The sequence below is a fragment of the Lactobacillus helveticus genome, assembly GCF_046109915.1.
GTDB classification, from domain to species: Bacteria; Bacillota; Bacilli; order Lactobacillales; family Lactobacillaceae; genus Lactobacillus; species Lactobacillus helveticus.
On the sequence record NZ_CP151471.1, the window covers coordinates 1815520 to 1828508 of the forward strand.

10 protein-coding genes and 1 pseudogene are annotated in these 12989 nt (G+C 37.4%); 10 read left to right on the top strand and 1 reads right to left on the bottom strand.

What is annotated here, in order from left to right; all coding sequences use genetic code 11:
- The first annotated feature begins 272 nt into the window (after positions 1 to 272).
- From AADV52_RS09245 to phnE (AADV52_RS09260), 4 genes are read left to right on the top strand one after another with little or no spacing between them, the layout of a single operon-like run.
- On the top strand, positions 273 to 1208 hold the full coding sequence (locus tag AADV52_RS09245; RefSeq protein WP_014918115.1) for a phosphate/phosphite/phosphonate ABC transporter substrate-binding protein: 936 nt from the start codon (positions 273 to 275) through the stop codon (positions 1206 to 1208).
- 29 nt (positions 1209 to 1237) lie between these two features.
- Complete coding sequence (gene phnC / locus AADV52_RS09250; protein ID WP_014918116.1) at positions 1238 to 2032, top strand: phosphonate ABC transporter ATP-binding protein; 795 nt, start codon at positions 1238 to 1240, stop codon at positions 2030 to 2032.
- Complete coding sequence (phnE, locus tag AADV52_RS09255; protein WP_041808900.1) at positions 2011 to 2808, top strand: phosphonate ABC transporter, permease protein PhnE; 798 nt, start codon at positions 2011 to 2013, stop codon at positions 2806 to 2808. The genes phnC and phnE (AADV52_RS09255) overlap by 22 nt, the downstream gene beginning before the upstream one ends.
- Complete coding sequence (phnE, locus tag AADV52_RS09260; RefSeq protein WP_014562890.1) at positions 2808 to 3620, top strand: phosphonate ABC transporter, permease protein PhnE; 813 nt, start codon at positions 2808 to 2810, stop codon at positions 3618 to 3620. Before phnE (AADV52_RS09255) ends, phnE (AADV52_RS09260) begins: the two co-directional genes overlap by 1 nt.
- 43 nt (positions 3621 to 3663) lie before the next feature.
- Here the strand turns inward: phnE (AADV52_RS09260) and AADV52_RS09265 are convergent.
- Positions 3664 to 4235: pseudogene (locus AADV52_RS09265) on the bottom strand (DNA-3-methyladenine glycosylase I).
- A gap of 155 nt (positions 4236 to 4390) precedes the next feature.
- On the opposite strand from AADV52_RS09265, the gene AADV52_RS09270 reads away from it, so the two are divergent.
- The 6 genes from AADV52_RS09270 to nrdG all read left to right on the top strand — a co-directional run bounded on the left by AADV52_RS09270 (position 4391) and on the right by nrdG (position 12942).
- On the top strand, positions 4391 to 4876 hold the full coding sequence (locus AADV52_RS09270) for a hypothetical protein (RefSeq protein WP_014918118.1): 486 nt from the start codon (positions 4391 to 4393) through the stop codon (positions 4874 to 4876).
- Between the two features lie 53 nt (positions 4877 to 4929).
- A complete protein-coding gene (locus AADV52_RS09275) occupies positions 4930 to 6327 on the top strand; it encodes a metallophosphoesterase family protein (protein ID WP_012211291.1) in 1398 nt (465 codons plus the stop codon).
- Between the two features lie 115 nt (positions 6328 to 6442).
- Complete coding sequence (asnB, locus tag AADV52_RS09280; RefSeq protein ID WP_014918119.1) at positions 6443 to 8392, top strand: asparagine synthase (glutamine-hydrolyzing); 1950 nt, start codon at positions 6443 to 6445, stop codon at positions 8390 to 8392.
- A gap of 22 nt (positions 8393 to 8414) precedes the next feature.
- The gene (locus AADV52_RS09285) at positions 8415 to 9698 is read left to right on the top strand and encodes a carboxylate--amine ligase (RefSeq protein WP_014918120.1); all 1284 of its coding nucleotides are present in this window, start codon (positions 8415 to 8417) and stop codon (positions 9696 to 9698) included.
- Between the two features lie 318 nt (positions 9699 to 10016).
- A complete protein-coding gene (gene nrdD / locus AADV52_RS09290) occupies positions 10017 to 12236 on the top strand; it encodes an anaerobic ribonucleoside-triphosphate reductase (RefSeq protein ID WP_014918121.1) in 2220 nt (739 codons plus the stop codon).
- Complete coding sequence (gene nrdG / locus AADV52_RS09295) at positions 12229 to 12942, top strand: anaerobic ribonucleoside-triphosphate reductase activating protein (RefSeq protein ID WP_003625482.1); 714 nt, start codon at positions 12229 to 12231, stop codon at positions 12940 to 12942. Before nrdD ends, nrdG begins: the two co-directional genes overlap by 8 nt.
- The last annotated feature ends 47 nt before the right edge of the window (positions 12943 to 12989 follow it).

Sequence of the window (12989 nt, forward strand, 5' to 3'; positions counted from 1 at the left end):
CTAAAAGGCTTGATAGAACCCGAATATTTTTGGTATTATTTTAACAAATGAACGTAGAGTTGCTGAAGGGAGTGGATGAGTTTTGCTTATGGGTGTGGATAAATTTATTGTTACCGGCAAGTCATCCGCTTTTGGAGACGTTTTTTCTGTTCGTTTTACTAATATATGTGCTATTAATAAGGCTTAATTATTGATCATTTTTGTCGACCCGTAATTAAGTCTTTTTTTATAGCGTTGATTGTTTTATCACTATTTTGTTCATGGAGGACAATATGAAAAGATTTAGAAAAATCTTTGTAGCAGTAGTTGCATTACTTGTTGCAGTGGTTGCAACTGCATGTTCAAGCAAGAGTAGTAGTTCATCTGATAAAGAAAACTACACTCCAAAGTCATTAACTATTCAATTTGTGCCAAGTCAAGCTGCAACTAAGTTGCAAGCTCGTGCTAAGCCTCTTGAAAAGATGCTTTCAAAGAGATTAGGTATTCCTGTTCATGTTTCTATGTCAACTGACTACAACACTGTTGTAGAAGCAATGAAGTCAAAGAAAGTTGATGTAGGTTTCCTTCCACCAGATGGTTACGTTTTAGCTCACAAGCAAGGTGCTGCTGATTTGCTTTTGCAAGCTGAACGTTACGGTGTTAAGCAACCAGGTGGTAAAGCAACTAAGGATTTAGTTAAGAACTACCGTGCTGAAATCCTTGTTAAGAAGGGTTCAAAGATTAAGTCATGGAAAGACTTGAAGGGTAAGTCAATCTCAGTTCAAAACCCAACTTCATCAGCTGGTTACGTATTCCCAGTTGCTGAACTTAAGGAAAAGGGCTTAGACGTAACTAAGGATTCTAAGTTGGTTACTGTAACTGGTCACGACCAAGCAGTATTGAACGTATTAAACGGTGATACTGATGCAGCATTCGTATTTGAAGATGCACGTAACACTGTTTTAAAGGACAACCCTAAGATTATGAGTCAAGTTGTTCCAATTTACTTCACTAAGCCAATTCCAAACGACACTATCTCAGTAATTCCAAGCATGTCTAAGTCATTCCGTAAGAAGCTTGCTAAGGCATTTATTGCTGTAGGTAAGTCAAAGGAAGGTAAAAAAGTTATTGAAAGCGTATATAGCCACGAAGGTTACGATTACGCTAAAGATAGTGACTTCAACATTGTACGTAAATACGACAAGATGGTTGAATCATCTCAAAAATAGTAAATCAATTTAAGGGAGTTAAGAGTTAAATGGCAGATAAGCCAATGATCCAATTAAAAGATGTTTCTAAAGTTTATGACAACGGTACTGTCGGCTTAAAGGACATTAAGTTAACAATTAATAAAGGCGAATTCGTAGTAGTTGTTGGTTTGTCTGGTGCAGGTAAATCAACTTTGCTTCGTTCAATAAACCGTCTGCACAATATTACTTCAGGCGATATTTTAATTGACGGCAAGTCTATCACTAAGGATAAGGGGAAGAATTTGCGCAACTTACGCCGTGATATCGGTATGATTTTCCAAAACTTTAACTTGGTTAAGCGTTCAAGCGTTTTGCGCAATGTCTTAGTAGGACGCGTTGCTTATTACCCAACTTGGAAAACTACATTTAATTTGTTTTCTAAAGAAGACAAGCAAAGGGCTTATGAAGCTTTGCAAAAAGTTGATTTGGCTGACAAAGTATATGCACGTGCCGATGAATTATCAGGTGGTCAACAACAACGTGTGGCCATTGCTCGTGTATTGATGCAAGATCCAAAAATTATTTTAGCCGATGAACCAACTGCTTCACTTGATCCACAAACTTCAATTAAGGTTATGGATGACTTGAAGATGCTTAATGAAAAATATGGCATGACAGTATTGGCTAACTTGCACAGTGTTGAATTGGCACGCAAGTTTGGTCAACGTATAATTGGTATTCGTGCAGGACAAGTAGTTTATGATGGCAAGATGGAGGATACTCCTGAATCAGTCTTCACTGATATTTACAACGGCGGAGACGGCAACAAGGAGGCAAAAGAATGTCTGAAAAACAAAACTTGATGAAATTGCCTAAGCGCAAATTTAAGGTGATGAACCTGGTTTGGGCAATTATCATGATTGCAGGGCTATTTATTTCAATTAATGTAACCAATACTCACATTAGCGTATTGTTCGAAAACTGGGATCAATTTGCGGATATTTTTGTACAAATGTCACATCCCGATTGGAGCTATTTAAGTGTCATTTGGCCTAAATTGATTGAAACTATCAAGATGGCTGTTTTAGGTACTGTAATCGGTTCTGTAGTTGCATTTATTTATTCATTATTGATTGCCCGCAACATCGTTAAAAATAAGGCAGTTACTGGTGTGCTTCGTTTTATTATGAACATCATCAGAACTATTCCAGATTTGCTTTTGGGTGCAGTCTTCGTAGCCATCGTAGGTATTGGTCCAGTTCCCGGTGTTATGGCCTTGGCCGTATTTACATTCGGTGTCGTAGTTAAGCTTTTTTATGAAGCGATTGAAACTATTGATCCAGGTCCAATTGAAGCTTTGACTGCTGTTGGTGCCAATAAATTGCAAATTATCCATCATGCAGTTATGCCACAAATTATGACTTACTTTATTTCTTATGTTTTATATGCATTTGAAATTAATGTCAGAGCATCAACTGTCTTAGGGTATATTGGTGCCGGTGGTATTGGTCTTAACTTGCAACAAACTTTGCAGGTCTTCAATTATGCTCAAACTGGTACCATCATCATTGTTATTATCGTAGTGGTTGTTTTAATTGACTACGTTTCATCTAAGTCACGGGAGGCGTTAATGAAATAATGGATACTACTATGAAAAAATTACCCGCTAAACCCGTTGACCGTAAAAAGCAAATAATTCATTGGTTAATTGCAATTTTAACTATCGCTTTAATTGTTTGGTCATTTACTGATATTGATTTTAGTGGTATTAAAGCAACCGCTGGTCAAATTGCCGGAGCTATTTTTGCTGGTATTTTCCATCCTGATTGGAAATACGTTTACAACGGTTCTGGTGAAGACCTGATTTCACAATTATGGCAAACTATTTGTATTGCTTTCTTAGGTACATTTATTTCTGCTATTATTTCATTGCCATTTGCTTTCTGGGCAGCTCATACCAAGCACAAACATTGGTATACTTCTAGAACTGGTAAGATTGTCTTAGCAATTATTAGATCTTTCCCAGAAATTGTTTTGGCATTGATGTTCATTAAAGCCGTAGGACCTGGTTCTGCAGCCGGTGTATTGGCATTGGGTTTTCACTCAGTTGGGATGCTTGCTAAATTATTCTCAGAAGCAATTGAAAACTTGGAAGATGGGCCAAATGAAGCTGTTGTAGCTGCTGGTGGTTCTAAGTTCCACGTAATCATGTTTTCAACCATGCCTAACTTAATGCCAGCACTTATTTCCAATACTTTGTATCGTTTTGATGTTTCCATCCGTTCCGCATCTATTCTTGGTTTGGTAGGTGCCGGTGGTATCGGTTATCCACTGATCATTGCTTTGCAATACCGTCAATGGGATCGTGTAGGTATCATTTTGCTAGGAATCATCATTATGGTTGTCATTATTGACTGGATTTCTGGTTGGATCAGAAAGAAATTAGTTTAATTTTTAATTCCTAAAAAAGAGAAGACGCGCGTCTTCTCTTTTTTTATCCATTATTTTTGAAGTAGCAATCTTCAAGATGGTCATTAATTAGGCCAATTCCTTGCAAGTAAGAGTAAATGATTACAGGACCTACGAAAAAGAAACCATCTTTTTTCATTTGCTTGGCAATCTGCTTAGCGATGTCGCTTGTGGTCGGAACCTCATCAATCGTATCGGGATGATGAACGATGGGTGAAGGGATAAAGTTTTGCAAGTATTTGGCAAAACTACCGTATTCTTTTTTACTGCTAGGATTGCCTTGGCATTTTTAATTGCGGCATTGATTTTAATATGGTTGCGGATAATACCCTTGTCTTGCATGAGTAGTCCCACATCGTAATCAGTCATTTGCGCCATTTTTTCTGCATCAAAATCTTTAAAAGCTTTTCTGAAATTTTCGCGTTTGTGCAGAATCGTTGCCCAGCTAAGTCCAGATTGAAAAAGTTCAAGCACTAACATCTCATAGAGATATTGATCATCTAAATTTAATTTACCCCACTCATGGTCATGATAGTTTCTCAGTGTCGCATCTTTTACATCGCCCCAAGGGCAGCGAAATATCCTAGTTTCATTCATAAAAATTTCTCCTTTTAAAATAATATTTTTACTCTCTAATATTCATTACGCAAAAAAAGTGGATTTTTTTCTGAGAAATTTTATTTTTAAGTTTGAAATGCAGGCTTTAATTCCTTTTTTTGCTATAATTAGGGGTGAATTTTGAGGAGGTTCATATGGAGAAATTAGATACCATGATGTTGGCTGATGATTTAGCCTTATCACAAGACAAGATTTTGAATGGTAAACAAGACTTTGACGCTGAAGCTGTCTATAAAGTGATTGATAACTTAGGCGTTTTGAATAATCCTATTAAAGATTACTTTGATATGACCGAAGAAGAATACTACGAAGCAGAAAGCGATCATAAATTAACTTTGATCAAAATGGCTGATAAGTTGACTGATTTGCATGATCGTATCTTAACTAACCACGTTGATGGTTACGTTGATAAGGATGAAATCAATTTGACTTACAACCATGAAAATCCATATGAAGATGATTTGTATGATCCAGCCACTGATTATCGAGTTATCGTTTACAGTTTAAAGGTTATTGGCGCAGTTCAATCAATTGCTGCCAAGGATTTACAAGAAGTATTGGCTAAAGACGCTGTTTTGTCAGTAGGACTTGCTGCTTATGCTTTAGCACACAACGCATAAATTATTTGAGTCGGGTCGCGAGAGTCGGCTTTTTTTGTCTTTGGGGCGAAAAAATGAAGCTATTGAAACATACAAAAGGAATAGTTGATAAGATCATAGGAGCAAGAAAGCGTTCAGCCATGAATAAAGATGGTGAGCTGCTTGATCCTATGCAAAAATATACTACTATTGGTGAATACCATGTTGATGCAGAAGATGGTACGCCAGATGGTAAAAAATTTGTGCTAACCGTTTATCAAGATAAGGACGGAGTATTGCGTCAGGCACTTAGTTCAGAGAGTACTACTGAACTGGCTCCTGAATATGTTCGTAAATACAGCGATGAATTAGGCCGCTTTAGAGCTTTTCATAATAAAAAGACGGGTCGTCGTTACTTAGTAGAAGATTATCTTGATGATTATGTGAGTGAGGTCAAAAAACACATTCGTGATGGCAAAAATTCAGTCAATCTCGGGGTAATTACTGATACTCACTTTAAAGATAAAGATAGTGTTGATTTCTATGGCTGGAATGGTTTGCAGCATGTCCAAGAATTTTCTTATTTAGAAAAGTTTGGCTTACTAGATCTGAAAGCACATCTTGGCGACTGGATCGACGGCTCTGATGCTGGTTTGATTGGCGAAAGCGAGCTTATTAAATTAAAAGATTCATTTAAATCAGATAAAGTTCCGTATTTGAATATTAAGGGAAATCATGATGAAAATGATAAGTTTGACGAGCATCATGATCTTAAAGCCTCATTCCCTGAAAATGAGTTTGAAAATATTATGTGGCCTGATATGTATCGTCAAAAGGGCATTCACTATGTTTCTCGTCAACATGGCGTAGCTTATTTTGATATTGATGATGTTCGCGTGGTTTCCGTTAATACTTCAGATGTGCCATATATTTTGGATAATAAAGGTCATAAACGTTACGATAATAAGATTACTTTAGCAGTACGTGAAGACCAGATTGAAGAAATCATTGAAATTCTCACCAAGTCTTCTAATAAAAAAATTGTTTTCATGAGTCATGCTAATCCAATTAATCGTAAAGGCTCGAATGCATTGAAATACAATGGTCGTTCACTGCATGAATTGCTCGTTGCCTTTAATCAACGCGAAAAAGGACGCATGCATGCTAGCGAAGGTGAACCAGCAGAATTTCGCTTGTCTAATTACTTTGATTTCACTAAGGTGAAAAATGCTCGCATTATAGCCTACTTCTGTGGTCATCGTCATCGTGAAGATCAATATCGCATTAACGGTATTCAATATATCCTGTTCAATTGCTCAGCTTTAATGGGCCCAAATCATTCGTTAACAACTAAATATAATAAAAACTTGAACCGTAAAATCGATCATAATAATGAGTTTGCGGGATACATTGTAAATATTGATTTGAAGCGTCATCGAATTCAATCGTTTGGTTATGGTGCAGCTTCAAGAAGACGCGTTTACTTTATTTAGTTAAAGAATGGTAAAGCCATTTGGCTATTACAAGTCTTTAGCTTATAATAAGAAAGTTAACGTGAAAAAATAACTAGATATAATTTTAGAGAGATTAACTTAGGGGAATTTGACTATGTGCGGAATTGTCGCATTTTATGATCCAAAAATAAATGAAAAACAAGCTGTCATTGGTAAGATGATGGCGACGATCAAGCACCGTGGACCTAGTTCCGACGGTTATTACACTAATGATGAAGTTGCACTTGGCTTTAGAAGATTATCAATTATCGATCTTCGATGCGGAAGTCAACCAATTTATAATGAAGATAAAACTAGAGCAATCATCTTTAATGGTGAAATTTACAACTTTAAGCCATTAAGAGAAGAATTAATTAAAGCTGGACACGTTTTTTCAACTAAAGCAGATACTGAAGTTCTTCTTCATGGATATGAAGAATGGGGCATGGATGGCCTTCTTAAGCGTGTACGCGGAATGTTTGCTTTCCTTATTTGGGATGACAACAACAAGACCCTTTATGGTGCACGTGACTTCTTTGGTATTAAGCCAATGTATTACAGCAACCAAAATGGCCACTTGCTAGTTGGCTCAGAACTTAAGAGTTTCTTGGAATTTCCAAAGTTCAAGCGTGAATTAAACGTAGAAGCTGTTAAGCCATACTTAATGAACCAATATAATGACCTTGAAGAAACCTTCTTTAAGGGCGTTTACCGTTTTCCAGCTGGGCACTGGTTCGAATACAAAGATGGTGAAATGAAGACCCATCAATATTGGGATGCCGAATATAAAGAAAACAGCTTAAGCTTTGAAGAAACTTTAAAGCGAATCAACGATGATTTAAAGGAAACTGTTGATTTATACAGAAACGCTGATGTTAAGGTTGGTGCATTCTTATCTGAAGGTATCGACTCATCATACTTGACTACTTTGCTTAATCCAGATGATGTTTTCTCTGTCAGCTTTGATGATTCAACTTACGATGAAGCTTCAAAGGCTAAGGCCTTAGCTGATATCAATCACTGGACTTTCTTTAGTGACAAGGTAGACGCTGATGAAGCTATGCGTGACTTCCCAGAAATGCAATACCACATGGATGAACCTGATGCCAACCCATCAATCATTCCTCTCTGGTACTTGTGTAAGTTAGCTCGTAAGCATGTTACTGTTGCTCTTTCTGGTGAAGGTGCCGATGAATTGTTTGCTGGTTACGTAAACTACGGGATGCACACTCACAATGACATCATTAAGGTCTTTACTAGTGAGTTAAAGAAATTGCCTAAGAAGAAGCAAGTGAAGTTAGCTCATAAGATTAAGAAGATGCCTAACTTCCCAGGTAAGGTTCACATGTATACTAATTTGGCTGAACCAAGTGAATTTTATGTAGGTCAATCAGTCATCTATGACATGGATTACCCAACTATCTTTACTTCTAAGGATGCTAATAGTATTTTGCAGCCAACTTACCGCAATAAATTGACTGTTAATGGCATTTACCAAAAGGACTTCAAGAAGGTTAAGAACATCGATAACGTTAAGCAAATGCAATACATTGATTTGCACCACTTTATGCTTAATGATATCGAACAAAAGGCTGATAAGATTTCAATGGCTCACTCACTTGAAGTTCGTGTGCCATATCTTGATAAGAAGATTGCAGAACTTGCTAACTCTATTCCAACTAAGTACTTAGTTAACCGTCATGATACTAAGTATGCTTTGCGTAAAGCTTCAGAAAAAGTCTTGCCAGATGAATGGGCTAAGCGTCCAAAGCTTGGATTCCCAACACCAATCAAGCAATGGCTTAAGGAACCACGTTTCTACAAGCAAGTTCGTAGTTTGTTTGAAGAAGAATTCGTTAATGATATCTTTGACCAAAAGAAGATTATTAAGTTGCTTGATGACAACTACGAAGGTGACGGCTCACACAGAAGACAAATCTGGGCTATCTACACCTTCCTTGTTTGGTACAAGTTGTTCTTTGTTGATTACGAAAATACTGTTAAAAAATACCAACATGTTCAACCTGAAGTTGCTAATTTAATTTCACAAGGCAAATTACTATAATTTAGGGGTTTAATTTAGGATAATGACTAAAAAATTTACACCAATTTTACTTGGTAGTGACATTAATGTTTATGGTATGGCTCGTTCGTTTAATGAAGCCTACGGTATCAAAGTAAAAGCTTTAGCTGACGTTCAACTTGCTGCAACGCGTTATTCCAGCATTGTCGATGTTGAATTGCACCATGGCTTTAGTAGTGATCCAACTTTCATGGATGTAATGCACAAGAAGATGGAAGAATACAAGAATCACGAGGAACCAGTAATTCTGATTGCCTGTGGTGACGGTTATGCGGAACTTTTAGCTAAGCACAAGGAAGAATTGAGCAAGGTCTTCATTGTTCCTTATATTGACTATGACTTGCTTGAAGTTTTAATTTCAAAAGAAGGCTTCTACAAGACTGCAGAAGAATATGGCTTGCCATATCCTAGGACTAAGATCATTACTATGGATGACTATAAGTCTGAAAAGTATTTGGATGTGCCATTCGACTTTCCTGTAGAACTTAAGCCAGAAGATCCTGTTTCATGGCTTAAATGTCAATTTGAAGGTCGTAAAAAGACTTTTGCTATTCAAGATAAGGCTGAATTTAAGGACATTGTTACCAAGATTTATACTCATGGCTACAAGGCTGACCTTATTTTGCAAGACTTTATTCCAGGTGATGACTCTAACATGCGTACATTGAACGCATATGTAGATAAGAATCACCAAGTAAAGATGATGTGCTTAGGTCACCCACTTTTGGAAGATCCAACACCACAATCAATTGGTAACTACATGGCTATTTTGCCAGAATACAATGAAAAGTTGTATGAACAAGTTCAACAATTCCTTGAAAAGTTGAACTACACTGGTATGGCTAACTTTGATATTAAGTACGACCCAAGAGATGGCGAATTCAAATTCTTTGAAATCAACTTGCGTCAAGGTCGTTCTAGCTTCTACGTAACCTTGAATGGCTACAATTTAGCTAAATGGTACATTGATGATTATGTAGAAGATGCCTTGAAGGACAAGGAAACTATTTACGGCAACAAGCTTGAATCTAAGTACAAGTTATGGCTTGGCGTACCTAAGAAGATCTTTAATGAATATGCTTTTGAAAATGAATACAAGGATAAGGCTGATGAATTAATTCGTGAAGGTCGTTATGGTACAACTGTCTTTTATGATAAGGACAAGAGCTTCAAGCGCTGGTTGTTAATGAAGTACATGTTCCATAATTACTACAAGCGCTACAAGACTTACTATGAAGTTAATAAGGGCAAGATCTTCAAAGAAGAGAATGCTAAATTAGATAAATAATGATAATTAAGGTCACCGAAGTTGTTTCGGTGGCTTTTTTGCTTGCCATGGATTTACAACATTGCTTGGATGTTCGTTTTGAATATTATCATAATGTTGATTGAAAAAGCTCAAGCTAAAAAATAAATAGAAATTAATATTATTTGAGGGATGAAGCAATTTGAATTGCTTCATCTTTTTTTGAAATTATTTTTGCATAAATTATTCCCTTAAGCGCGCTGTTTTGGCTAATACAAGATATACTGAGCTATATTTGAATATAATACAAGATGTTGTGTCTATGGTATAATTTAAATACGATATTTTGGAGTGATGATTATGCTTAAACGAGAATTTGACTATCAAAAAGAAACAGAATTAAACTTACCAACTACCTTTATCAAGCGTGATGGGGCAAAATATCCATTTGAAATTTTTAAATTGAAAATGGTTTTGCATAACTTAGATCTTGATGATGAAGCAGATGCCGTGATTGAGAAAATTGCGGCTAAATTGACTGGTGCTACTGTGAAAGCAGAAGACGTAGCGCACGCTTTTAAGGAAAGCCTGAATGAATTGGGCTATCTTGATGAGGCTAAGGCTTATGTAGATTACCGTAAGCAAGATGAAAAGAATTGGCTCAAGCAAACCGATACGCGTACTAGACTTGAACGCATGGTGAATGGTGATCCAACGATCGTTAACGAAAATGCTAACAAGGATAGCGAGGTCTTCAGTACCCAGCGTGATCTAACGGCTGGTACGGTGGGAAAGACTGTTGGTTTAACCATGATGCCGCAACATATTGCTAAGGCACACTTGCGCGGCGATATTCACTGGCATGACTTGGACTACACACCGCTTTCTCCAATGACTAACTGTTGTCTGATCGATTTTAAGGATATGCTTACTAACGGCTTTAAGATCGGTAACGCTTATATGACTAGTCCTAATTCAATCAATGTGGCAACGCACCAAGTTACCCAAATTATTACTAACGTTGCTTCTAGTCAATATGGTGGTTGTTCATTTGATCGTGCTGATGAAGTGCTAGCTCCATTTGCGGAAAAGAACTACCAAAAACATTTAAAAGATGCGGCCGAGTTTATTGATGATTCTGAAAAAGTAGAGCAATATGCTAAAAAGCAAACCAAGAAGGACATCTATGATGCAATGCAGGGGCTTGAATATGAGATCAACACCATGTTTTCTAGTCAGGGTCAAACGCCATTTACTACTTTAGGCTTTGGTCTTGGTACTTCTTGGATTGAAAAAGAAATTCAAAAAGATATTTTACGCATCAGAATTAAAGGTCTAGGTCGAGAAAGAAGAACGGCTATTTTCCCTAAGTTAGTTTTCACTATTAAAAAAGGATTGAACCTGCATCCCGGTGATCCCAACTATGATGTCAAAGAGTTAGCTATTCAATGTTCTACCAAGAGAATGTACCCAGATGTCTTGATGTACGACATGATTAAGAAGATTACAGGTTCATTCAAGGCACCAATGGGCTGCCGTTCATTCTTGCAAGGTTGGAAAGATAAAAATGGTCATGAGGTCAACTCAGGTAGAATGAACTTGGGTGTAGTTACCGTGAACTTGCCTAGAATCGCTATGGAAAGCCACGGTGATAAAGAACTTTTCTGGAAGATCTTTAATACTAGAATGCGGACATGTCATCAAGCTTTGGCATTTAAGGGACGCCGTGCAATTCAAGCTAAGCCTGAAAATGCGCCGATCATGTACCAATATGGTGTCTTTGGCAAACGACTCAAGCCAGGGGATGATGTAAACGAATTCTTCAAAAACGGCCGTGCTACTATTTCTTTAGGCTACATTGGTCTTTACGAAGTCGGCACCGTTTTCTATGGTCCAGACTGGGAACACAATGAAGAAGCGCATGATTTTACAATTGAAATTGTTAAAAGAATGCATGACTTGTGTGCTAAGTGGGAAAAAGAAGATCCATATCACTGGCACTACAGTTTATATTCCACACCAAGCGAGAGTTTAACTGATCGCTTCTGCCGTCTTGATACTGAAAAGTTTGGCAAAATTAAGGACATTACAGATAAGGAATACTACACTAACTCATTCCACTATGATGTCAGAAAACACCCAACTCCTTTTGAGAAGTTAACCTTTGAAGCACCATATCCATACTATGCAGCTGGTGGTTTCATTCACTACTGTGAATACCCTAACTTGAAACAAAATCCGGCTGCACTTGAAGCTGTCTGGGATTGGGCTTACGACAAGGTAGGCTATCTTGGTACCAACACGCCAATTGATAAGTGTTACAAGTGTGGCTTTGCTGGTGAATTTGAAGCAACTGCTAAAGGTTTCCAATGTCCTGAGTGCGGCAACCATGATCCAGCAACTTGTGATTGTGTTAAGAGAACCTGCGGCTATTTGGGTAATCCACTGAAGAGACCGATGGTTCATGGCCGTCACGAAGAGATCATCCACCGTGTGAAGCACATGGATTCTGGCATGGAAGATAGCTTGGCTACTGAAGAAGAAGTGAAGAAGTTAAGAATGGTGAATATTAATGCCTGAAAAAGATAAAAATCCGCAAAAAGGGCCTGATATCCGTAGCAATCTGATCAAGGTGAATATGGGTGGAGATACTATGTTTGTTGATCCAGACCAATATAAACCGCAGATTGAGCATCAAAAAAAGCTAAAAAGATTGCACCGTAAGCCTAAGAACCCTAAACCAGGTGAATGGGTATCCAAGGATTATTCAAAACATAAGGTAGCTGATTATAAGCCTTTTAACTTTGTTGATGGCGAAGGGGTTCGCTGCAGTCTATATGTTTCAGGATGCTTGTTTGATTGCCCTGGCTGCTACAACCTAGCAGCGCAGAATTTTAACTATGGTTTTCCATATACACAAGAATTAGAAGACAGAATTATTAATGATTTATCTCAGTCTTACGTACAAGGTCTAACCTTATTGGGTGGCGAGCCTTTCCTAAATACTGATGTTTGTCTAAAAATCATTAATCGCATTAGAAAAGAATTCGGTCATAAGAAGGATATCTGGTCTTGGTCAGGCTATACTTGGGATGAATTGCAAAAAGAAACGCCTGATAAAAAAGAGATGCTTTCGAAGATCGATATTTTAGTCGATGGTCGATTTATGAATGATTTAAAGGATTTGACATTGCAGTTCAGAGGCTCAAGCAATCAACGAATTATTGATGTGCCTAAATCAATGAAGGCAGGCAAGGTAGTAATCTGGGATAAATTGCAACGATAAAGTAAAATAAAGTCTGGAAGATTTTCCAGCCTTTTTTGCTAGGTAGG